Here is a 21078-nt window from a genome sequence, read left to right as displayed (position 1 = left end):
GAAAGCCGAAAAAAACGGGAGAATTTTCATCCTCCCGTCCTAATCAATTATTTCTGAGCTGCTTGGTAACGCGCTTCCGCCTTATTCCAATCAATCACACTCCAGAATGCGTCAATGTAATCAGGACGCTTGTTTTGGAATTTCAAGTAGTATGCGTGCTCCCAAACGTCTAATCCGATCACAGGGAAGCCTTTCACATCCGCTACATCCATTAAAGGATTGTCTTGGTTAGGTGTGCTAGATACCGCTACTGAACCGTCTTTCTGCGCTACTAACCACGCCCAGCCTGAACCGAAACGAGTTAAACCCGCTTTCTTAAACTCTTCTTTGAAGGCATCAAAAGAACCGAATTTAGCCTCAATCGCTTTTGCTAACGTTCCTACTGGAGCACCTCCACCATTTGGTGATAAGATGTTCCAAAATAAATCGTGGTTAAAATGTCCACCACCGTTGTTACGAACTGCCGGTGATAATTTTGAGATGGAAGTGAATAAATCCTCTAAAGATTTTCCTTCCAATTCCGTTCCAGCTACCGCTGCGTTCAAATTCGTCACATACGCATTGTGGTGACGGTCATGGTGAATTTCCATGGTTAATGCATCAAAATGCGGCTCTAGCGCATTGTTTGCATAAGGTAATGGGGCTAATGTGAATGACATAATATATAATTTAAATAGTGAATTGAATGGTAAATGGTGAATGGTAAATGGTAAATGTTTTTGGCTTTTCATTCACCATTTACCATTTTTTTATTATCGTCGCATCGAAAAGAACTCCTTTAGTAGTTGTTCGGATTCGTTTGCTAATACCCCGCTAACAATTTCTGTTTTCGGGTGTAGAATTCCTGTTCCTAATTTTTCAAAACCGCGTTTCTCTTCCGAAGCGCCATAGACTAATCGTCCTAATTGTGACCAATAAATTGCTCCTGCACACATGAGGCAAGGCTCTAAAGTCACATAGAGCGTGCAATCTTTTAAATATTTAGCTCCGATGGTTTGAGCGGCAGACGTGATCGCAATCATTTCTGCATGTGCTGTTACATCAGTCAAAATCTCGGTTTGATTATAGGCCTTTGCCACAATCTTTCCTTGACAAACGACTACTGCTCCTACTGGAATTTCGTCCTCTTCTAAAGCTCGTGCCGCTTGTCTGAGCGCAAGGCTCATATAATATTCATCCTCGTTTGGAATCATATATCTGCTAATTTCGTCACACGATTTCGTAAATAAAAATCCAATAATACTATCGCTGACATCGCCTCCACGATAGGAACCGCACGCGGCACCACACAAGGATCGTGGCGACCCTTGCCGGAAACAACAATTTTTTCGCCTGATTCGTTCAAACTAGCTTGATCTTGCATAATCGTAGCTACGGGTTTGAATCCGACGCGGAAATAAATGGGTTCTCCATTAGATATACCGCCTTGAATTCCGCCTGAATGATTCGTCAAAGTACTAACCTTGCCAGCCTCATCTTTAACAATAATATCGTTGTGTTGAGAACCCCTTAATTCAACTCCGTCAAAACCAGAGCCATACTCAAAGCCCTTCACGGCGTTGATGCTCAACATCGCTTTGCCTAATTCGGCATGTAATTTATCGAAAACAGGTTCGCCTAAACCGATCGGACATCCCGTGATATAGGCAGAAACTACACCGCCTACTGAGTCCCCTTGTTTGCGAATTTCATCGATATAGGTGAACATTTCCTCCGCTAATTTTGCGTCTGGGCAACGTACCGCATTGGTTTCCGCTACAGCTAAATCCAATTGCTCCACGGGTGTTGTTAATTTCAAGGATCCTACTTGAGAAACATAAGCGGTAATTTTTACGCCTAGTTGCTGTAATACTAATTTGGCCAAAGCTCCAGCAGCCACTCGCGCTACCGTTTCTCTCGCTGAACTACGTCCGCCTCCTCGGTAATCGCGGAGCCCGTATTTTTCCTGGTAAGTATAATCTGCATGAGAAGGACGGAATTGATCCGAAATATGCGAATAGTCCTTCGAGCGTTGGTCTCCATTCCAAACTAACATCGCAATCGGTGTTCCCGTGGTTTTTCCTTCAAAAACACCCGAAACCACTTCCACTGAATCTGCTTCCTTGCGTTGCGTCGTAATGCGTGATTGACCCGGCTTGCGGCGATCTAATTCCGACTGAATAAAATCCATATCGAAATTTACCCCAGCAGGACAGCCCGTCACCACGACACCCACAGCAGCGCCATGCGACTCACCAAACGTGCTAATTTGAAATATTTTACCGTATATACTCCCCATAATATTATTTTTTTGCCCTCGTCATTAAAAAGACAAGCCAGACTAAAATCAACCCTAACAGAACATTCAAAATCAATCTCCAATCCTTCCAACTGAAGGACTCCATTTTATCAGAAAGAAGTTTTTCTACTCCCCGATACAACAGCATCGTCTCTGATTGCGTGTTGAGTAAACGATCAGATGGCTGACCACTAACCACTAAATTTGCCTCCGAACGCAAGGTGTCGTAGGTGGCTGTTCGCGTATTAAAGAAAATCCAATTAAAATAGGATTTCAATGCAAATTTACCCGGTTGAGATGGAATAATTAGTATTTTCTCTGTTTTATTCCCTAACATTTTATCACCATAAGGATAAACGGAGCTTTGAGTCCCTAAAGGAAGAAAGTTGAGGAAGTAATCCGACTCAATCAATTTCGAATCCCACAGAATACTATTCCCATCTCCCACAACACTGGAGACATATAAAACGGAATCCCCAGTTTGAACCTGATTTTTAGACAAGGATTCTTCTAAATGGAAATCCCCTACCGGAACTTTACCTTTCAAAGGATGATTAGGCAATTCCTGAGGGCTAATAACAAGGGGTTTTGAGCTAAAAACGACCTTTTCTGCAATCTTCAATAAACTTAAATTCAATGCAGGAATGACAATCTTTTTCGCATCCAAGGCAAAAAAAGTGGATTGAAAAAAGCGGTACTCCGTATATTTTTTATTCTTATAAACGACCTTAGACACTTTCACTTCTTGTAAACCAAAGCTCTCCTCCCAACAATTTTTGGGTCTCATTTTCTGAATCAAGGCTGGAATCTGTAAATCATTTCTATTGAAACTATAGCGAGTTACATTATCGTCTGGAATAAATAAGGAAAATTTCAAAGTAAATCCTTGACCCACAAAAGGCTGGAATTGCGTGGAGGTGACGGCAAGGAAAACCGAATTTTGGCCCTTAAAAAGATCCTCAATTTGCGCCTTATTTTCTTCCACTACCTCCTCCTTTTGTTCCGATGGACTTACTTGCAAAGCGAATCCTTCCATTTTCAAGGATTGCTGATTAACAATAACCTCTGCAGGAGGAATCAACAAAGTTCCGGGCATGGGAGCCTGGTAGTATTGAGAATAAGTAAAGGAATAAACCGGCTCTCCATTTTGAATGTCAGTAGCTTTAGACCTCGATACACCTAACTTTCTGAGACCGGGTAATTCTGGAAATTTATAGTTCGGGGTTTCGACACTCGCATTTGCGGATTTGATCACAAATGACAAAGAAAAATTAGTATCCTGCGTTAATACTTTCTCCCCCGTGAGCAAAGTTGCCTGAGCCTTTAGCTCATTTGCAGCAAGAGAAAACAATAAAAAGAAGAAGAAAATCCGTCTCATTCCCGCAATTTAAGAAATCCTGCAGTCTTTGACCTCATAATCAGAAAATTCGCAAACGAAAAGATATGCCCAAGGCAAAATAACGTTCTTCGGGACGCGTAAAACTTTGGCCAGCTGACACATCTAATTTAACATCATCATTCAGATAATAGGCAAAGCCCGCATCGTAGGAATGATCTGCAAATTCCGAAGCGGGAAATCGCCCAAAAACTTCCACATACGCATACCCCTTTTTACCAATCAGCATATTAGGAGCCACGCGATAAATACCCTCAAAAGAGCCATTCGAATGGAATTCAGTTCCTACATTATAGCCTATCCCGAAACGGTCACTTAGATCATTTTGCATCAAAAACACTATATCGCCTATCGAATGGCCCCTCAAATTTTTCTCTGAAAAATCACGGTTTTGGTGGTCCCAATTATAGTGAACGATGACGGATGTCCGGGGTTTCAAGCCAGAAGGCTCGATTAAGGCCCATTTAAATCCTACTGCCTCGGTTTGAAAACGAACTTCCTTTCCAGGCTCTTGAGCTAAAACAGAAACATAGCGCAATTCAAAGCGTTTACTTAGCCCATATTTTACTAAAGAGGTGGGAAATAAGTTTTCAGATGTAGCCCGATTAAATCCTAATTCAGATTGGATATACCCTTTTTTAACAATAAATGGGCACTCCGTCTGATCAGGACGATCGGTTTCTATCCGACCTTCACTCTGAGCAAAGGCGAATATAGGAAACAATAAAAAGATAGTTAGGCGCACAAACATGTGCGAAGATAGTTATTTTTAGTCTAGTCTAAAAATTTATTTAGAAGAGCCTATTAACGTAAATCCAAGTGCCCCATAAAATTCAGCAAAATAGATCGCCTGCTCTGCGTGATCGACTGAACGTCCCGTCGTATGAATATCGATTAATTTCGTTGCCCCCGTTTTGACAGTGGTTTCGAAAAACAACAATTTAGAGAGTTGGAATTTTAATCCTGTCTTCAAGGAAGCTCCTCCGCCAGCGAGGTTCCAAAAATTGTTTTGGCCTACACCGAACACATGTACATCCGAACGCGGAACCAAAGCACCTATGCCTACGCCTTGCATCCAATCGATGGCAAATCGACCTTTCGGACTTTGGAATAGCGAATTATAATGTTCTAGCTCAATAGAGGCATAATTATAGCCATCCGTATGTTCTAAGTGAACAAATTTAACGGGATCTAACACTAATGGCGATTGATTAAATGTACCTATGTAGGCCGGATCTACTGCGATCGAGGGAGAAGATGACTGAGCATTGATGAAGCCGTTCACTTTTACTGTTTGGCCATCTGTCACCACATATTTCATGTGATCCCATCCAATACTAATGGATAAATTATCTTTTATAAAGTAACCTGCATGGAAATTAAACTGAGGAATCGACAATAAACCTGGATCAACGTAGGTTTTAAACTCACTAAAAGGAGTGGGTGCATCTAAAGCCTGTGCATTTAATAAGGTAAAATCATACCCCGGCCCTACAAAACGAATGTCTGAATTTGCATAAGTCGACCGATTATAGCCCCAGGTAATATAATAAGAGCCTTTTTTATTCGTTTTTTGGGAAAAGGACGAAAGGCAAATTAAATTCAATAGGACTAAAAATAGGATTTTTTTCATTAAGTGAATTTAAAATTCAAGCTGCAAAGTTGAGCATTTTTTCCTTGTTTTAAATACCAAAAACTTGATTTTCATCAGAAAATCCGTCAACGATAACTATAATTCATTCATATTGCCGTAAATTGCAACCCGAATTCATTACCATCATCTTATGAAAAAACCGTCTGCGAAATTTGAATACAAAACCTTCTCGTTAGGAGAACAGCTAACGGAGGAGCAGAAAGAATACTTCAAGAAGTATGGCGTAATTCATTTTAAAAAATTCATTGATCCTAAATCGGCAGAGCTTTTCATTTCGGAATTAGCGAAAATTGAGAAGACGTGGTTAGAAGAAGGTATCGAAAAAGTCAAAGGCACTCCGCTTAAGTTTGGTAGGGATCACGAAGGAAATCCGATGATTCAGCGCATGTGTTTTACGAATCAATATAGCCCAGTTTTAGCCGAATTATTAAAAGATCCTCGCCTACAATTGATGATTGAATTATTAGGACCTTACGAAGGCCGAATCAGCGAGGACGAAAAAGATGGCCTCGTTTTCAATCATTACATTAACGAGCCTAATTCGAAGTTTAGCCAAATGGGCTGGCATACAGATAGTCCCCGTGATTTATTCTTAGGTCAAAAGATTCTTCCTATGTTAAACGTTGGTATTCACTTAGATAATTGCCCTTCGTCGAATGGTGGTCTTCGGGTATTACCTGGAACGCATACACAAGGGGTATTGAAATTATTATTTGGTAAAAAGCAATTCATCGATCACAAACCAGATGCACGCGAGGCGGCATTTGAGATAGAGCGCGGAGATTTAACCATTCACGATGGCCGCTTATGGCATCGAGTGGAGGTTTCGCCAAATGTAGGAGAGAAATCACGTCGTCGAGTAATGTATATTCCCATCATTACTGGGAAGTATAAACCAAAGAACGACGATAGTAAAACACCTTTCTACCACCGATTTACGAAAGTGGTAACAAAATAAAAAAAGCGACTCTTTAAAGGGTCGCTTTTTTTATGATTTGGACTCTAAATACGATTGCAAAATGATCGTAGCGGATACCCGATCGACCGTTCCTTTTTCTCTGCGATCTTTCTTCGACATCCCTCCCGCAATCATCGCCTGCATAGCGAGCTTAGAGGTGAATCGTTCGTCGTGTTCTTCTAAAGGAATTAAGGGGAATTTCTTCCGAAAACTTTTTATAAAGATGCGAACACCTGCCGTAGAATCCGTATCGGTATTGTCCAAATTCTTAGGCATTCCGATAACGACTTGGTCTACGGTTTCTTTCGCAAAATAAGTCTGCAAAAAGACCAATAAAGTATGCGTAGGGACAGTATCTAGGCCATTCGCAATGATTTGCAAGGGATCCGTCACCGCAATACCCGTTCGCTTTAATCCGAAATCAATGGCTAATATTCTGCCCATCTTAGGATTTTAAATATCCTTTATCGCGCAAAATCTTATCTAATAATTTCCTGTCATTATCATTATTAAAAACGCTGAATGGCAAGTGCAAGAATTGGAATTTACCCATTTCAAGGACATACGCATTTTTGTCTTTATACGCCCCTAAAATCATATCCCATTTGATCATGCCGCCTTCCTTATCAGAAAGTTTCATGAAGATTTGACGACTGTCGATTTCGTAGCGGTACTTATCAAAAAGTTGTTTGTATTGCGCTAATTGCGTGATTCCTGTAAATTGAATTAACCAGAAAAGGATATAAGCAATCACCGCAACGGCGATGAAAATATAGATCCAGTAGTTCTTATAAGTCCCTGTTAAATTTAAAGCTACATTTCCTAAAATGAGTGCCAAAGGAATGAAGGCAAATTTCCATTGGTTCGAGAAAAGTTGACGCATGCACAAACCCACAAACTTATTTTTTTCTAAAGCGAATTTCTTCGTTTTGATAGCTAAGGGATTAGAAGGTGCTTGCATTTGGCGCTGTTGAGCACCGTACATTTTAGACATAATTGAATGATTTTAAACGCTATTTAAGGCATAAAGGTACGAAAATTGGATAATTTTGGTAATTTTAAATCACACAATTTATATTAATGCATTTGCTATGTCTGCCAAACAAGTCCTTGACGGTCCTGCCCTCCTCCAAAAAATTCGACGAATTGCCTTTCAAATCTATGAGAATAACTTCGAAGAGTCCGAAATTGTTATTGCAGGAATCGTAGGTGAAGGTTTTGCTTTCGCTGAAATGCTGTGTGATGAAATTAAAGCCATCTCTAAAATCAAGGCTATTCCAGTCAAGATTGATTTAAATAAGGAGCAACCTTACGAACGTCCTGTGAAATTTGAGGGAGGAACGGATGCCTTAGAAAATAAGGTCATCATCGTGGTGGACGATGTATTGAATACCGGTCGTACTTTCTCTTATAGTTTAGCCCCTTTCTTAAGTATGCACGTGAAACGCATACAGGTGGCAGTGATTGTGGATCGAAATTACAAAAGATTCCCTATTTCGGCGGATTATAAAGGTTATGAACTTTCCACTACGCTCTCAGAGCATGTGCAAGTAATCTTAAGCGATCCAGCAAAAAGAGGGGTGTATTTAGCTTAATTTTTTTTGCCAAATCTCCCAAGCCTTATCGGCCTGGCCATGCAACATCTCTAGTCCGGAATAAATCCCGCCCACTTTATTTTCGAGCCCTGTGCTTAAAAAAGCTGTCTCCAAAGGATTGTAGACGATATCGTATAAATAATGTTGCTTATTCAGTAATTCGTAGGGGATGGGCGGTTTGTCATCTACTTTGGGAAACATCCCTAAAGGAGTTGTGTTCACGATTAAACCGATTTCTTCCATTAAATCAGGAAGCTCTTCATAGCTCACTGTTTCTTCCGAGGCTTGACGCGATACTTTGATGACTTCAAAGCCTAAGTCTTGCAAAGCCACAATAATCGCTTTTGCAGCGCCTCCCTGACCTAAAACACAGGCCTTTAAGGATTCAAAATTTTTGAATTTGTCCCAAAACTCCACCGTCGTCCTAAATCCCCAATAATCCGTATTATAACCTCTGGTATAGCCGTCTTCTGCAATTTTGATGGTATTCACGGCACCTATTTGGGCTGCTGCGAGATCGATTTCATCTAACAAGGGCATAACTGCCTGTTTGTAGGGAATCGTGACATTCAATCCGCGTAAATTCGGATTAGCTGCGATAATACCCTTGAATTCTTCGATGGTAGGAATGGGGAATTGTTCGTAGGCATGTGTCTGCGATAGCCCTAAATTTCCGAATTTCTCCGTAAAATATTTCTTGGAAAAAGAATGGCCTAAAGGAAAACCGATTAATCCATACAGATGCGTAATGGCCATCTTATTTACGTTTAGAAATCAAGCCCCAAACAATGGGTAATACAGATACGCCCACTATTCCGAGGACTACTTTTTCAAAGTTCGCTTTCACAAATTCATTATCCCCTAAAAAATAACCCGCCGTAGAAATACTGCTCACCCAAAGTGTCGCCCCTAAAAATCCATACAGCAAATACACCGGATAAGACATGCGTCCAGCTCCTGCCACGAATGGGGCTACCGTACGTACGATGGGAATGAAGCGAGCTAGAATGACTGTTTTGGGGCCATATTTAGCATAAAATGCTTCTGTCTCTTCAATGTGAGCGCGCTTTAAGAACAATACTTTTTCACGTTCACGAATGATTCCACTGAAGTATTTACCGATAAAATAGTTTACCTGATCGCCTAATAAGGCAGCTCCTATTAATAAAGGAATCACCGTTCCTAAGGATAATTCACCACTAGCCGCAGCTAATAATCCGACGGAAAATAGCAGCGAATCCCCTGGCAAAAAAGGCATCACCACAAGTCCTGTTTCCACAAAAACAATTAAAAACAAGAGACCGTAAGTCAGTGCGCCATGCGCGGCAATAAATTCCGACAAAAAGGTCAATGGATCTTTTAAAAGATCTAATAAGAGCTGCAGCATTCGATATTATTTCGTTAAGAAGTGGTCAAAGGTATCGCCACGCAATCCTAAACGAATCGTTTCTAATGAAATTACCTCATTAGGAGCTATATTTCCCATATTTACGTTCGCTCCCACCAGCTTCACAAACCAAACTTGCTGTGATTTTTGCGGCGCTTCCCAGATGATTTTTTCTTCCGGAATCTCCGTTAAAATTTCTTCCACTAATCCTTGGCGAACTTCTCCAGATGAACGGAAAAGGCCTACATTCCCTCCCTCACGTGCCTCTCCGATTACTTTCCAAGCACCCGCCTCTAATTCCATGCGCATCAATTTGATCCATTTATAAGGAGGAATGATTTTCGCTTCATCTTTAGACCCTACTTCAGAAAGAACGGTCACCTGAGTCGCTAAGGTGCGAATTAATTCACATTTAATATCGGATTCCATTTCAATGGACCCGTCAGAAACCTCTGCATATTCCATGCCATACTCGTCTAAAACACGGCGGTAATCATCCAGTTGACCACGGATATAAAACGCTTCGAAAAGAGTCCCTCCAAAATATACCGGTATTCCGGCTGACTTATATAGTGCTAATTTTTCTTTCAAATTAGGTGTCACGTACGAAGTCGCCCAACCTAATTTAACAATATCCGTATGCGCTGCACTCGTCTCTAAAAAATCTTCGACTTGACGCAGGCTCAGTCCTTTGTCCATGACCATGGTTAAACCTTTTTCACGTGGTTTAGTTATACGTTCAGGAATTTGATCTAGGTGATAATTCATATAGCTTATTAATGGATTGATATGGTTTTATGGCAAATGTCCACAAAAATAAGCATTCCATTTGATTGCAACAAGCCTGATTAACCTAGAATCGTTCGTATATTTGTTTCACCAAAGCTTCAAAATCATGAAAAAAGGACTTTTCTCCTTCATTACGCTACTATTAATTTCCCTTTCTAGCCTCGCAAATACAGGTGCTGATGTCATCCTAGGAGAATGGTTATCTCAAGAAAAGGATGGAAAAATTGTAATTTTCAAACAAGGAGACCAGTACTTTGGTAAAATATCTTGGGGTAAAACGCCAGGAAGAAAAGATGGGAAAAATCCAGACGAAAAATTACGTACTCGAGAACTTTTAGGCGCTGTCATTTTGAAAAATTTCAAATTCACCGGGTCTGCTTGGGAAAACGGAACTATTTACGACCCTAATTCTGGAAAGACATACGATTGCATTCTTAAAGTCAAAGACGGGAACAAAACATTAGATATCCGCGGTTTTGTAGGAGTTGCCATGTTTGGTAGAACATCTACCTGGACTCGCTCTTAATTACTATATAACACCCAAATGGAAGCCAACGAACAAGTATTAGCTTATCTTAATCAAAATCTAAACAAAAAAATTGCAGACGGAAATCCAGCTCCAATTGGAATATGGTTAGATGGAACTTTAGTGAAAGCAGAAGCCGGAAAATTAACTGCGGAGTTCGTTGTGCGTCCTGATTTCCTAAACCATGCGGGTGTCATTCATGGAGGTGTCATTTCTGCTATGCTAGACGAGATGATGGGTATGACACTCATTACCGCTAAAATTGATCACTTATATGTAACGATCAATTTGTACATCGACTTTCTGTATGGTGCGAAGGCAAATGAAAAAATTACGGTAACTACAGAGATTCAACGTGTCGGGAAAAAAATTGCGAACATTGAGGCTAAATTGCACAATGCAGACGGCAAATTGCTAGCAAAAGGGGTAAGTAACCTAGCGGCAACTTCGATTCCTTTTTCTCTTTAAGATAGCCATTGGTAGACGGCGAAAGCTGATAAGTAGGCCAAAGCTGTCATGTAAGTAAACTGAATCAAGGGATATTTCCATGACTTCGTCTCACGGTAGGTCGTAGCTAAGGTACTCATGCACTGCATCGCAAAAGCATAGAAGATTAACAAGGAGAATCCTAAAGCCGCATCATACATCGGCTTTCCAGTTGCTGGATTAATCTCAGCCCGCATGCGATTTTTAATTGTTGCATTCTCATCATCCACTTCGCCACCCATACTATAAATGGTGGACATGGTCCCCACGAAAACTTCGCGGGCCGCGAAAGAGGTAATCAAGGCAATTCCAATTTTCCAGTCATAGCCTAATGGACGAATCGCAGGTTCTACAAAATGACCAAAATGCCCTGCATAGGAATGTTCTAATTTATCTGCCGAGATCTTATTTTGTAATTCAACCCCTCGTAATGTCGGATTCGCTAAGCGAATCTTAGCTTCAGACTGTGCTATTTCATCCCCCGGACCATAACTAGCCAACACCCATAAAACGATGGAAATCGCTACAATAATTTTACCTGCTTCAAAAACAAAAGCATTTACCGAATTAAAAATCGTTATCGCGACATGTTTAAATCGAGGCGCCTTGAAGGTGGGTAACTCCATGATGAAATAACTCTTTTCTTTGGCCTGTAAAATAACTTTCATAACCCACGCAGAAACCAATGCCATAAAGAACCCTAATAGATAGAGGCCAAAAAGCGCAACACCCTGCAGGTTAAATAGGCCAAACAAAGTATTCTTTTCCGGCACCACTAAGGCGATTAAGACCGTGTAAATAGGCAAACGAGCAGAACATGACATCAAAGGCGTCACTAAAATCGTGATCAAACGATCCTTCCAAGATCCGATCGAGCGCGTACTCATAATCGCTGGAACGGCACAGGCCACTCCTGATATCAAAGGCACGACTGACTTGCCATTCAGCCCAAACCGACGCATCAATTTATCCATAATAAACATCACGCGCGACATATAACCCGTCTCTTCTAATAGGGAGATAAATAAAAATAAGAAGGCGATCTGGGGGATAAAAATCAATACGCCTCCGATTCCGGCAATCAATCCATCCGTTAATAAGGCGGTCAAAGCCGAAGCTGGCAACACGCCTTTCAGCCAGTCATTTAAAGCGGCTACGCCCCCATCAATTAAATCCATGGGATAGGTCGCCCAGGTGAATACGGCCTGAAACATCACAAAAAGGATGGCTAAAAAGAACACATATCCTCCTACCGGATGTAAAAAGAATTTGTCCAGACGGTCGGTCCAGGTTCTCACCGGCACCGCATCCCATTGGCGATTCAAATTAATCACGCAGCGATCCACCACTTCGGTTATCTGTTCGTAGCGTTTGACGGTTTCTTCGGATTGGTATTTTTTGGAAGAAAAATGATGTTTGTTTTGAATGGCGTCTAACGTCTCGCGTTGCTTTGCATCGAACATTTTCATGCGATCATGCTCCATGAGCCAAAGTAACGAGCGGTACATTTCCGCCTCCCCAAAATTCGCTTGCACCTCTTGAATAATCTCGTCCGAAACGGGTAAGGGTAGCGCATCATTAGAGGCAAAACGATTCTGGAGCGTTTTTACAACAGATAATTTAAGTCCATTTAAGCCGATGCCTTTTTTAGCATTTACCTCGGCTACTTCCACATTTAATTCGCGGGCCAGTTTGATCGAATTAATAACATAACCTTCACTTTCGGCTATATCGATCATATTTAAGGCCAAAACGGTGGGGATACCCAAATCACGGACCTGTGAAAACAGCAATAAATTACGTTTTAAATTCGACGCATCCGCCACCACTATGGCCATATCCGGAAAATCTGGATGCTTCGGATCGCCTAAAATATTAATGACTAATTCCTCGTCGATTGACTTGGGATAAATACTGTATATTCCTGGCAAATCTAAAATCTCCACCGGATTTTTAGGCTCTAATTCCCAAATTCCCGTCAACTTCTCCATCGTCACGCCTGGAAAATTACCCGTCTTCTGATTTAATCCCGTTAAGGAATTAAAAAGAGAGGATTTTCCTGCATTGGGATTACCAATCAGCGCTATTTTAGGAGTTTTTACCAAAATTTATGTTCGTTTAATTAGCATTGTTTCTGCTTCCTCCCGCCGCATTGACAGGGTATATGAACCAGAAACTCGAATTGCGATAGGGTCGCCGAAAGGAGCCAAATGAGTCAAAACCACCTCAGTTCCCGGCAAACATCCCATTTCTAATAGTTTTAAGGAAAGCAACTCGTCCGTGAAGCCCACTATCTCACCCTTTTCACCTATCTTCAATTCGGCCAAATTTGCCATGCTCACTATTTAGAATAATTCAAAATTAGACACAAATGTACTAAGTATTTCTGAGCTAAAAAATGATACAAATAGTTTTTTCTGTCGTAAATTGCAGGTTCATGGAATTAACAGAAATTTTTGTCTTGATTCGTAAAGAAATGCAATTAGAGTGGCGCAATAAATATGCGATCCACGGGCTAGTGCTTTATTTAGCGGCGACTATTTTCATCTGTTATCTGTCCTTTAAAGCGAAGCAGCAGTCCATCCACCCGATTATGTGGAATACCTTGTTTTGGATTATCTTATTATTCTCCGCCGTCAATGCGGTAGGTAAAAGTTTTACCCAAGAATCGGCGAACCGAAACATCTTCTATTACACATTCGCGAAGCCTGAATCAGTCATATTTAGCAAAATCATTTACAATACTTTAGTGATGCTTGGCGTGTCATTGATCGGCATTTTCTTTTATTCTTGGGTGATGGGAAATCCGGTAGGTAATATGTCGCTATATGTAGTTTCCCTAGTTTTAGGGGCGATAGGCTTTGCCTCTACGCTATCCTTAGTGGCAGGGATTGCTGCTCAGGGGGAGAATTCAGCCACATTGATGGCCGTTATGAGTTTTCCGCTAATCATTCCGTTGCTTTTATTATTATTAAAATTGTCTAAAAGTGCTTTAGACGGAATTTCGCTCTCAGAAAACTGGGATGAGATCGCCATTTTAGGTGCGCTTGATATCATCGTTATTGTATTTTCTGGGATACTTTTCCCGTATATATGGAAACATTAAAACGCCAGTATTGGAAGATTTTATCGATCATTTTATTGATCTACACCGTCTATGCCGGATTTAACGGAGAGGTTCCACGTCAACCTATTTTGAATGAGACGATTCGTAACCTCTATTTTCACGTGACGATGTGGTTTACGATGATTTTCCTTTTAGGCACCTCGGTATACCATTCGATTCAATATTTGCGCAAATCAGACCTGAAATCAGACCTTATTTCGAGCACCTATGTGGAGGTCGGCATGGTATTTGCCATTTTAGGTTTGATTACCGGAAGTGTTTGGGCGAAATTTACCTGGGGCGATTGGTGGACAAATGACCCGAAACTAAATTCAGTCGCCATTGGTTTATTAATCTATCTAGCTTATTCGCTGGTGAGATCATCCATGCCAGATGAAATGCAGAAAGCACGTATTTCGTCCGTTTATAACATTTTTGCCTTCGTCATCTTTATGATCTTGATTTGGATCTTGCCACGAATGACGGATTCATTACATCCAGGAAACGGAGGAAACCCCGCTTTCTCGAAGATGGACTTAGATAATCGGATGAGACTGGTCTTTTATCCTGCGGTTATTGGATGGACTTTACTAGGTTATTGGATTGCACAAATCCGCATTCGAATTAAGAATTTAGAACAACAAAACGAGTTATAATGAAAGCATTCCTTTTACTCTTATTAAGTTTTGCTGCCAGCGCACAAGCTAGCGATATAGAAATGGCAGATCAGTTCCGAGCTGATGGAAAAATCTATGTGGTGATTGCCGTTGTTAGCGTCGTCTTGATCGGGCTATTTGCCTACTTATTTCGTTTAGAGAGAAAGCTGGCTGATTTAGAAAAACGTAACAAATGAAAAAGACACACATCATTGGTTTGATTTTAATTGCCGTTGCCATTGGAATCATTATGATTACGACGGGGGACGCGAGTACTTATGTTGGTTTTGACGAGGCGGAAAGCATTTCGCAGCAGGATCCGAATCAAAAAGTACACGTAGTGGGAACTTTGAAAAAAGATGCTTCAGGCCAAATCATGGGTTTGAATTATAATCCTGCCTTAGATGCGAATCACCTGGAATTTTTAGTTCAAGATAGCCTTGGCCGTGAAAACCAGGTCGTATATGCCGCACCTAAACCTCAGGATTTTGAGAAGTCTGAGAAGATTGTTCTTGTGGGTAGCATGCATTCCGACAAGGTATTCTATTGCGATAAAATTCTTTTAAAGTGCCCTTCGAAGTACCAAGAAGGTAAAATTTCAGTAGACTCTAGTGCCTCAGTAGCGGTAAAAAATTAATTATGATACACGAAACCATCGGTTCGGTTGGGCATTTATTTGTCATCATTTCTTTCGTAACGGCGCTTCTGGCGACCTTTGCTTATTTCAAATCTACTCAGTCAACAAATGAATTAGAGAACGATTGGAAAATAACGGCGCGAATTTTATTCGGTCTGCATTTCATCGCGGTGATCGTGGTGGCAGCTAGCCTCTTTGTAATCATTTATAACCATTATTTCGAATACCATTACGCCTTCACGCACTCCTCGTTGCAATTGCCTACGATGTTTATGATCTCCTGTTATTGGGAGGGGCAAGAAGGTTCGTTTTTGCTTTGGATCTTTTGGCAGGCGATTTTAGGCCTATTGTTAATGATCAAAAATCCGAAGTGGGAATCCCCTGTGATGACCGTTTTCGCCTTAGTGCAGACTTTTTTGACCTCGATGATTTTGGGTATTATTATCCCTTGGATCGACTTGAAAATAGGCTCGTCTCCCTTTTTATTGTTGCGCGAGGCACAGCCGGATCTTCCGGTTTGGAGTATGCAACCGAACTTTATTCCTAAGGATGGCCGAGGCTTAAATCCCTTATTACAGAATTATTGGATGGTAATCCACCCACCCACCTTATTTTTAGGCTTCGCTTTAACACTAGTTCCTTTTGCCTATTTGATTGCGGGATTGTGGAAAAAGAAATTAACCGAATGGGTGCTACCTGCTTTACCTTGGGCTTTGTTTGGGGCTGGAGTATTAGGTATTGGTATTATGATGGGAGCCTATTGGGCTTATGAAACATTGAACTTTGGGGGGTATTGGAACTGGGATCCGGTAGAAAATGCCTCTTTTGTGCCTTGGTTAGTCTTATTAGGTGCTATTCATACGATGATTGCCCACAAGACTTCGAGTTCGGCCTTAAAGACATCCATCATCTTAGTGATTGCGGCCTTTATTTTAGTCTTGTATTCGACCTTCTTGAACCGCTCTGGAATTTTGGGAAATGCCTCGGTGCACTCCTTTACCGATTTAGGACTTTCTGGCCAGCTGCTTTTGTATATGGGAACTTTCCTTTTAGGGGCTATCGTATTGTCTGTTTACCGTTGGAAGGATTTGCCTAAGGATACTAAAGAACTAGGGACTTATAACCGCGAGTTTTGGGTTTTCGTGGGGGCGGCAGTCTTAGGTTTATCTGCTTTCCAATTAACATTTACTACTTCGATCCCGGTGTATAATAAGATTGCGGAGGCATTTGGAATTCTTTCTAACATCGCCTTACCCGCAGATCAAGCAGAACATTATAGCAAAATTCAAATCTGGATATTCCTGGCCGTGGCTATTTTAAGTGCGATTGGCCAATATGTTTGGTGGGGTAAAATTAAAAAAAGCACCAGCTTTAAACCACTCCTAAGTCCTGCACTAGTTGCTACCTTATTGAGTGTGGTGTTTATTAACATTGGAAAAATTTACACCTTGCCTTATATTGCTTTGTTGTGGAGTAGTTTATTCGCGGTTTTGGCGAATTTCAAAATCATGTGGTTCCTCATTCGTGAACGTTTCTCCCTAGCGGGTGGCGCGATGGCTCACGTAGGACTAGCGATTATGCTGATCGGAATATTATTCTCCGCAGGTTATTCGAAGGTAGTTTCGCTAAACCGTTCAGGCTTCGCGATTAGCACAAAAGTGGAGGACTTTACGAAAAATGATAATAAGGAGAACAAGGAAAACTTACCGCTTTGGTTAGGTCAAGGAGCCCAAATGCAAGACTATTTAGTGACCTATAAAGGGCGCCGAATCGAAGTTCGTGGACAAAAAGGATTTTTCAATAAGAATGATTTTGAGATTATTGAAGGCGATTTTCATGCTGTGGCTTTGAAAAACATCGAGCGTGACGGCGTAAAAATCGCCACCAAAGGAGACACCGTGACGGTCGAACCGGAGAACACGTATTACGAATTAGAATTCAAAAATGAGGACGGAAAAGCCGTTTCACTTTTTCCTAGATGGCAAGTAAATCCGAAAATGGGAACGGCCATTTCACCTGATGTGAAGCACGCCTGGAACCAGGATATTTATACTTACGTTTCCCTAGATCCGCGTTTAGCAGCAGAGGCGGGCTCAGAAAAACAATGGTCCCAAACCGAAAACCAAACAGTGACAACAGGCGATACGCTTTTCATTAATGACTTCGTCGCTATTCTAAAGGATGTGGCTCGAGTTACTACAGTGGATGGGGTAGAATTAGGGGCTAACGATGCGGCAGTTCAAGCGAATTTTCAAGTATTAGGCAAAAATTCTCAGCAATTCACCTTGAGTCCTATCTTTATCATCAAAGGGGGAATGGTAGCCATGCCAGCCTTCGAAAGTGAAGAGACCGGAATTAAGATTAAATTTACGGGCATTAACCCGCAATCCCAGGAGTTTGGGTTCGCTTGGAACACCACACAACAGGAGTTAATCGTCGTAAAAGCGCTAGAGAAACCCTATATCAATTTAGTATGGATTGGATCCATCTTGATATTTATCGGCTTGTTTATCGCCTCTTATCGTCGAATGAAGCCCGCTATTGCGGATTAATATGGGAAAGAAAGAGATTTTAAGTTTAGCCGCGGCCATTGGATTCATCCTGATTTGGATTATCGACTTGAATAGTCCCACTCCGGCGGAGATAAAGGGGCAGTTTTGGGCTGAAATATTTTATCACTATGGCTGGCTAATGTATGGCGTAGGCTGTTTATTCTATTACCAATTCGCTAAAAACGAACGCATCAAGAAAGAGAAAGACTCAGATGGAAACCACTAATATTAGTTTGGATAATACCCAAATCATCGGCATTATCGCTTCCATGGTTTTCTCCGCCTTCTTTTCAGGTGTGGAGATGGCCTTCGTATCCTCGAACAAACTTTACTTCGAATTAAAGGCAAAACAGGATATTTTAAGTGCGAAAATCATTGCAAATTTTAATCAGCATCCGTCACGTTTCATCGGAACGATGCTCATCGGAAATACCCTTTCCCTGGTAGCCTACGGTATTTTTATGGAGGAATTTTTGCACCATGTAGTCCTGCATTTTTTGTCCATCAATGAAATTATAGCGCGTTTAATTGCCACCATCGTGGCGACTGTACTCATTTTGATGACCTCGGAATTCACCCCTAAAAGTGTGTTCTTGATTAATCCTGATGCTATTTTAGAGTTTTTGGCGATCCCGATTTGGGTGATTTACACCTTGATGTTCCCCTTGGTTTGGGTGACGGTAGGTCTGTCGAAATGGTTTATCACGAAAGTCTTGCGTTTGAATTATTCAGAGGAAAAACCGGCTTTCGGATTAACGGATTTGAATCATTACCTCCAAAATCTGAACCGTAAAGTATCTACCGAACAAGAAGCCGAAGTGGATCACAAGATTTTCCACAATGCGCTTGAATTCAAGCAGGTAAAAGTGCGAGATTGCATGATTCCTCGAACTGAAATCACCGCGATTGACATCGAAGATGGGATGGAGAAATTGAAAGAAGTTTTCCTGGAAAGTGGTCACTCGAAGGTATTGGTTTATAAAGAGACGCTGGAGGAAGTGGTGGGATATTGCCATTCTTTGGCCCTATTCAAAAAACCCAAAGACCTGCAATCTATCCTAACCAGCATTCCGATTGTTCCAGAAGCAATGGCGGCAAATGATTTATTGATCAAATTCTCAAAAGAGCGCAAATCACTGGCCCTAGTGGTGGATGAATTCGGTTCAACGAGCGGCCTGGTGAGTATGGAGGATGTGGTGGAACAGATTTTTGGAGAGATTCAAGACGAATACGATGACTCAGAAGATTGGATTGAAAAGCAAATCGACGAGACGACGTTTGTTCTTTCTGGCCGCCATGAAATCGACTATTTGAACGAAAAATACGAATGGAACTTACCAGAAGGCGATTATGAAACTTTAGGAGGAATGTTGATTAGCCTTTATGAGGATATTCCACAAGAAAATGAGTTGATTACCTTAGCGCCGTTCCAATTCCAAATTCTTACCACGACTGACGCTAAAATTGATACCGTAAAGGTGATGATTACCGGAAAAATTACGCCTGCTCCATCCGGGGACCTATTGCATTAATACGCGTTGCAAGGTTTGGCATTTCATCTGCGTTTCTAACCATTCTTTTTCAGGATCGGAATCTTCCGTAATACCACAGCCCGCATAAAAAACGGCCTTCGTCCCATATATTTCTACCGTGCGCAAGTTCACAAACAAATGCGTGGCATATTCCATATTCACCGGCCCTAAATAGCCGGAATACATGGAACGTTCATGCTGTTCGGTGGCTATAATAAAATCAATAGCGTCCTGCTTCGGCGTGCCACAAACGGCCGAGGTCGGATGTAAAAGCCCTAACATCAAACCAGGTAATTGAGGGAAATCCAACGTTTTTGTATCAACGATATATTCCGTTTTTAAATGCAATAAATTCCCCGTGGAAATAGTTTTAGGCCCTATCTCCGTATATTCTCGAAGACGAATTTTCTTAAAACATTCGATAATGTATCGGCTCACAAAGGCCTGCTCCTCAATCTCCTTTTGCGACCAACGTGCCTGAGCTGTTGATAGGATATTTCCTTGTTCATCCACCCCAGATTGAGTTCCCGCTAAGGATATCGTCCGAAAAATGCCATCCGAATTTTGTTCTACTAAAATCTCCGGTGTGGCACACATCCAAACCCCACCTAAGGCAGGAATGGAGAGTGCACAAACAAAGGCATTTGGATAAGCGGCTGCTAATTCTTCGAGGGCTGATATCACCCTAAAACCAGCCGGCAATTCTTTTTCATCCGTTCTAGAAAGAACTACTTTTTGCAATGGTCCCTGCTTAATGGCGGAAACCGCCTTCGAAACCCAGCCCATAAACTCTTGTTTTTTTGCAGAGTTCTCCTGCGCTGAAATAGATGAAACCGCATTAGCGGAACTACGAATAGAGAAGGAATGCAATGAATCAGCCTGTAAAAAATAAGGTAACCCGATAAAGGGTGCCGCTAAGAAGCCTGTCGATAATTCTGACAAATTCCAGCCTTCATTCAGCTGTGAGCCCCCTTGAAAATCTTGCAAAAGAAAAGCCTCCGAAGCATGTGGCAAACGCCAAGCAACTTGTGCTGCTCCCTTCGAAATCCCGTCCTCCCACTTTTTTTCTTCGATCATCTCACTGGTATAATCGCTACCGTTAACCGGCTAGCGCAAATCAAATTTTCATCTTCGTCATGAATTTTTATCTCATATACATGGATCGTACGACCGATGCGCAGTGGAACGCAAGTTCCTATCACAAATCCGCTGCGAGCAGACTTTAAATGATTCGCATTAATCTCAACCCCTACTCCTGTTTCTTTTAAAGGATCTTTTACGGCTAATACGACCGCCGTACTTCCTAAAGTCTCGGCTAATACCACCGAGGCTCCTCCATGTAACAATCCCATGGGCTGAATTGTTCGGTGATCTACCGGCATTTTGGCCTTTATAAAACCTGCCTGAATTTCGGTAAATTTAATGTCCAGATGCTCGATCATGGTTCCCTTTGACATCGAATTCAATGTCTCAACTGAGATAGAAGTATTAAACATATATTTCGTAATTTTGGCTAAAATTCGGAA

At 41.4% G+C, this 21078-nt stretch carries 26 protein-coding genes; 11 read left to right on the top strand and 15 right to left on the bottom strand.

What is annotated here, in order from left to right:
- Nucleotides 1–47: 47 nt before the first annotated feature.
- From ACST14_RS05675 to ACST14_RS05650, 6 genes are all read right to left on the bottom strand, one after another.
- The gene (locus ACST14_RS05675) at nt 48–659 is read right to left on the bottom strand and encodes a superoxide dismutase (protein ID WP_459461477.1); all 612 of its coding nucleotides are present in this window, start codon (nt 657–659) and stop codon (nt 48–50) included.
- A 93-nt stretch (nt 660–752) separates the two neighbouring features.
- Entirely contained in the window at nt 753–1193 is a 441-nt protein-coding gene (locus tag ACST14_RS05670) for a nucleoside deaminase (RefSeq protein ID WP_459461475.1), read from the bottom strand.
- Complete coding sequence (gene aroC, locus ACST14_RS05665; RefSeq protein WP_459461473.1) at nt 1190–2278, bottom strand: chorismate synthase; 1089 nt, start codon at nt 2276–2278, stop codon at nt 1190–1192. Before aroC ends, ACST14_RS05670 begins: the two co-directional genes overlap by 4 nt.
- A gap of 4 nt (nt 2279–2282) precedes the next feature.
- The gene (locus ACST14_RS05660) at nt 2283–3656 is read right to left on the bottom strand and encodes a BatD family protein (RefSeq protein ID WP_459461471.1); all 1374 of its coding nucleotides are present in this window, start codon (nt 3654–3656) and stop codon (nt 2283–2285) included.
- Between the two features lie 40 nt (nt 3657–3696).
- Nucleotides 3697–4425 (bottom strand): transporter, encoded by a 729-nt coding sequence (locus ACST14_RS05655; RefSeq protein WP_459461469.1) that lies wholly within the window; start codon nt 4423–4425, stop codon nt 3697–3699.
- A 36-nt stretch (nt 4426–4461) separates the two neighbouring features.
- Entirely contained in the window at nt 4462–5307 is an 846-nt protein-coding gene (locus ACST14_RS05650; protein WP_459461467.1) for a hypothetical protein, read from the bottom strand.
- A gap of 151 nt (nt 5308–5458) precedes the next feature.
- Between ACST14_RS05650 and ACST14_RS05645 the strand changes: the two genes are divergently transcribed.
- Nucleotides 5459–6286: a phytanoyl-CoA dioxygenase family protein gene (locus ACST14_RS05645; protein WP_459461465.1), complete on the top strand. Its 828-nt coding sequence runs from the start codon at nt 5459–5461 to the stop codon at nt 6284–6286.
- Between the two features lie 30 nt (nt 6287–6316).
- On the opposite strand, the gene ruvX is transcribed toward ACST14_RS05645, so the two are convergent.
- Both ruvX and ACST14_RS05635 read right to left on the bottom strand, forming a co-directional pair.
- Nucleotides 6317–6730, bottom strand: coding sequence for a Holliday junction resolvase RuvX (gene ruvX / locus ACST14_RS05640; RefSeq protein ID WP_130894843.1), 414 nt, complete (start codon nt 6728–6730; stop codon nt 6317–6319).
- 1 nt (nt 6731) lies between these two features.
- Nucleotides 6732–7280, bottom strand: a complete 549-nt coding sequence (locus ACST14_RS05635) for a YcxB family protein (RefSeq protein ID WP_459461462.1) — start codon at nt 7278–7280, stop codon at nt 6732–6734.
- A 97-nt stretch (nt 7281–7377) separates the two neighbouring features.
- Here ACST14_RS05635 and ACST14_RS05630 point away from each other — a divergent pair, with 97 nt between their 5' ends.
- Entirely contained in the window at nt 7378–7881 is a 504-nt protein-coding gene (locus ACST14_RS05630; protein WP_459461460.1) for a phosphoribosyltransferase family protein, read from the top strand.
- On the opposite strand, the gene ACST14_RS05625 is transcribed toward ACST14_RS05630, so the two are convergent.
- Genes ACST14_RS05625 through ACST14_RS05615 form a run of 3 tightly spaced genes read right to left on the bottom strand, consistent with a single transcriptional unit; the run spans nt 7873 to nt 10036 of the window.
- Nucleotides 7873–8637: a shikimate dehydrogenase family protein gene (locus ACST14_RS05625; RefSeq protein WP_459461458.1), complete on the bottom strand. Its 765-nt coding sequence runs from the start codon at nt 8635–8637 to the stop codon at nt 7873–7875. The two genes, ACST14_RS05630 and ACST14_RS05625, sit on opposite strands and share 9 nt — an antisense overlap.
- Nucleotide 8638: 1 nt before the next feature.
- Nucleotides 8639–9268: a VTT domain-containing protein gene (locus tag ACST14_RS05620; protein WP_459461456.1), complete on the bottom strand. Its 630-nt coding sequence runs from the start codon at nt 9266–9268 to the stop codon at nt 8639–8641.
- Between the two features lie 6 nt (nt 9269–9274).
- Nucleotides 9275–10036: a phosphosulfolactate synthase gene (locus ACST14_RS05615; RefSeq protein ID WP_459461454.1), complete on the bottom strand. Its 762-nt coding sequence runs from the start codon at nt 10034–10036 to the stop codon at nt 9275–9277.
- Nucleotides 10037–10163: 127 nt separating this feature from the next.
- Here ACST14_RS05615 and ACST14_RS05610 point away from each other — a divergent pair, with 127 nt between their 5' ends.
- Together ACST14_RS05610 and ACST14_RS05605 are read left to right on the top strand one after the other, a co-directional pair.
- Nucleotides 10164–10583, top strand: coding sequence for a DUF2147 domain-containing protein (locus ACST14_RS05610; protein ID WP_459461452.1), 420 nt, complete (start codon nt 10164–10166; stop codon nt 10581–10583).
- Nucleotides 10584–10601: 18 nt separating this feature from the next.
- Nucleotides 10602–11051 (top strand): PaaI family thioesterase, encoded by a 450-nt coding sequence (locus ACST14_RS05605; protein ID WP_459461450.1) that lies wholly within the window; start codon nt 10602–10604, stop codon nt 11049–11051.
- On the opposite strand, the gene feoB is transcribed toward ACST14_RS05605, so the two are convergent.
- On the bottom strand, nt 11048–13174 hold the full coding sequence (gene feoB, locus ACST14_RS05600; RefSeq protein WP_459461448.1) for a ferrous iron transport protein B: 2127 nt from the start codon (nt 13172–13174) through the stop codon (nt 11048–11050). The genes ACST14_RS05605 and feoB overlap by 4 nt on opposite strands.
- Before the next feature lie 3 nt (nt 13175–13177).
- The gene (locus tag ACST14_RS05595; RefSeq protein ID WP_459461446.1) at nt 13178–13405 is read right to left on the bottom strand and encodes a FeoA family protein; all 228 of its coding nucleotides are present in this window, start codon (nt 13403–13405) and stop codon (nt 13178–13180) included.
- A gap of 101 nt (nt 13406–13506) precedes the next feature.
- Between ACST14_RS05595 and ACST14_RS05590 the strand changes: the two genes are divergently transcribed.
- From ACST14_RS05590 to ACST14_RS05560, 7 genes are read left to right on the top strand one after another with little or no spacing between them, the layout of a single operon-like run.
- Nucleotides 13507–14175, top strand: a complete 669-nt coding sequence (locus tag ACST14_RS05590) for a heme exporter protein CcmB (protein ID WP_459461444.1) — start codon at nt 13507–13509, stop codon at nt 14173–14175.
- Complete coding sequence (gene ccsA, locus ACST14_RS05585; protein ID WP_459461442.1) at nt 14163–14831, top strand: cytochrome c biogenesis protein CcsA; 669 nt, start codon at nt 14163–14165, stop codon at nt 14829–14831. The genes ACST14_RS05590 and ccsA (ACST14_RS05585) overlap by 13 nt, the downstream gene beginning before the upstream one ends.
- A complete protein-coding gene (locus ACST14_RS05580; RefSeq protein WP_459461440.1) occupies nt 14831–15028 on the top strand; it encodes a CcmD family protein in 198 nt (65 codons plus the stop codon). The genes ccsA (ACST14_RS05585) and ACST14_RS05580 overlap by 1 nt, the downstream gene beginning before the upstream one ends.
- The gene (locus tag ACST14_RS05575) at nt 15025–15468 is read left to right on the top strand and encodes a cytochrome c maturation protein CcmE domain-containing protein (protein WP_459461438.1); all 444 of its coding nucleotides are present in this window, start codon (nt 15025–15027) and stop codon (nt 15466–15468) included. The genes ACST14_RS05580 and ACST14_RS05575 overlap by 4 nt, the downstream gene beginning before the upstream one ends.
- Nucleotides 15469–15470: 2 nt before the next feature.
- Complete coding sequence (gene ccsA / locus ACST14_RS05570; protein ID WP_459461436.1) at nt 15471–18020, top strand: cytochrome c biogenesis protein CcsA; 2550 nt, start codon at nt 15471–15473, stop codon at nt 18018–18020.
- A gap of 1 nt (nt 18021) precedes the next feature.
- A complete protein-coding gene (locus ACST14_RS05565; RefSeq protein ID WP_459461434.1) occupies nt 18022–18246 on the top strand; it encodes a hypothetical protein in 225 nt (74 codons plus the stop codon).
- Nucleotides 18233–19552 (top strand): hemolysin family protein, encoded by a 1320-nt coding sequence (locus tag ACST14_RS05560; protein ID WP_459461432.1) that lies wholly within the window; start codon nt 18233–18235, stop codon nt 19550–19552. Before ACST14_RS05565 ends, ACST14_RS05560 begins: the two co-directional genes overlap by 14 nt.
- Here ACST14_RS05560 and ACST14_RS05555 read toward each other — a convergent pair.
- Nucleotides 19541–20629: a chorismate-binding protein gene (locus ACST14_RS05555; RefSeq protein WP_459461430.1), complete on the bottom strand. Its 1089-nt coding sequence runs from the start codon at nt 20627–20629 to the stop codon at nt 19541–19543. The two genes, ACST14_RS05560 and ACST14_RS05555, sit on opposite strands and share 12 nt — an antisense overlap.
- A complete protein-coding gene (locus ACST14_RS05550) occupies nt 20626–21048 on the bottom strand; it encodes a hotdog fold thioesterase (RefSeq protein ID WP_459461428.1) in 423 nt (140 codons plus the stop codon). The genes ACST14_RS05555 and ACST14_RS05550 overlap by 4 nt, the downstream gene beginning before the upstream one ends.
- Nucleotides 21049–21078: the final 30 nt, after the last annotated feature.

The organism is Aquirufa sp. A-Brett2-15D (genome assembly GCF_054558735.1).
The sequence above is the reverse complement of the archived record's forward strand: the minus strand, read 5'-3'. Positions and strand labels throughout refer to the sequence as shown.

Coding starts and splice junctions, on each gene's coding strand:
- ACST14_RS05560 (WP_459461432.1), top strand. CDS start 18,233: ATGGAAACCACTAATATTAGTTTGGATAATACCCAAATCATCGGCATT.
- ACST14_RS05650 (WP_459461467.1), bottom strand. CDS start 5,307: ATGAAAAAAATCCTATTTTTAGTCCTATTGAATTTAATTTGCCTTTCG.
- ACST14_RS05660 (WP_459461471.1), bottom strand. CDS start 3,656: ATGAGACGGATTTTCTTCTTCTTTTTATTGTTTTCTCTTGCTGCAAAT.
- ccsA (WP_459461436.1), top strand. CDS start 15,471: ATGATACACGAAACCATCGGTTCGGTTGGGCATTTATTTGTCATCATT.
- ACST14_RS05595 (WP_459461446.1), bottom strand. CDS start 13,405: ATGGCAAATTTGGCCGAATTGAAGATAGGTGAAAAGGGTGAGATAGTG.
- aroC (WP_459461473.1), bottom strand. CDS start 2,278: ATGGGGAGTATATACGGTAAAATATTTCAAATTAGCACGTTTGGTGAG.
- ACST14_RS05590 (WP_459461444.1), top strand. CDS start 13,507: ATGGAATTAACAGAAATTTTTGTCTTGATTCGTAAAGAAATGCAATTA.
- ACST14_RS05630 (WP_459461460.1), top strand. CDS start 7,378: ATGTCTGCCAAACAAGTCCTTGACGGTCCTGCCCTCCTCCAAAAAATT.
- ACST14_RS05675 (WP_459461477.1), bottom strand. CDS start 659: ATGTCATTCACATTAGCCCCATTACCTTATGCAAACAATGCGCTAGAG.
- ACST14_RS05620 (WP_459461456.1), bottom strand. CDS start 9,268: ATGCTGCAGCTCTTATTAGATCTTTTAAAAGATCCATTGACCTTTTTG.
- ACST14_RS05565 (WP_459461434.1), top strand. CDS start 18,022: ATGGGAAAGAAAGAGATTTTAAGTTTAGCCGCGGCCATTGGATTCATC.
- ACST14_RS05645 (WP_459461465.1), top strand. CDS start 5,459: ATGAAAAAACCGTCTGCGAAATTTGAATACAAAACCTTCTCGTTAGGA.
- ACST14_RS05625 (WP_459461458.1), bottom strand. CDS start 8,637: ATGGCCATTACGCATCTGTATGGATTAATCGGTTTTCCTTTAGGCCAT.
- ACST14_RS05605 (WP_459461450.1), top strand. CDS start 10,602: ATGGAAGCCAACGAACAAGTATTAGCTTATCTTAATCAAAATCTAAAC.
- ACST14_RS05580 (WP_459461440.1), top strand. CDS start 14,831: ATGAAAGCATTCCTTTTACTCTTATTAAGTTTTGCTGCCAGCGCACAA.
- ACST14_RS05670 (WP_459461475.1), bottom strand. CDS start 1,193: ATGATTCCAAACGAGGATGAATATTATATGAGCCTTGCGCTCAGACAA.
- ACST14_RS05575 (WP_459461438.1), top strand. CDS start 15,025: ATGAAAAAGACACACATCATTGGTTTGATTTTAATTGCCGTTGCCATT.
- ACST14_RS05610 (WP_459461452.1), top strand. CDS start 10,164: ATGAAAAAAGGACTTTTCTCCTTCATTACGCTACTATTAATTTCCCTT.
- ACST14_RS05550 (WP_459461428.1), bottom strand. CDS start 21,048: ATGTTTAATACTTCTATCTCAGTTGAGACATTGAATTCGATGTCAAAG.
- ACST14_RS05655 (WP_459461469.1), bottom strand. CDS start 4,425: ATGTTTGTGCGCCTAACTATCTTTTTATTGTTTCCTATATTCGCCTTT.
- ccsA (WP_459461442.1), top strand. CDS start 14,163: ATGGAAACATTAAAACGCCAGTATTGGAAGATTTTATCGATCATTTTA.
- ruvX (WP_130894843.1), bottom strand. CDS start 6,730: ATGGGCAGAATATTAGCCATTGATTTCGGATTAAAGCGAACGGGTATT.
- ACST14_RS05615 (WP_459461454.1), bottom strand. CDS start 10,036: ATGAATTATCACCTAGATCAAATTCCTGAACGTATAACTAAACCACGT.
- ACST14_RS05635 (WP_459461462.1), bottom strand. CDS start 7,280: ATGTCTAAAATGTACGGTGCTCAACAGCGCCAAATGCAAGCACCTTCT.
- ACST14_RS05555 (WP_459461430.1), bottom strand. CDS start 20,629: ATGATCGAAGAAAAAAAGTGGGAGGACGGGATTTCGAAGGGAGCAGCA.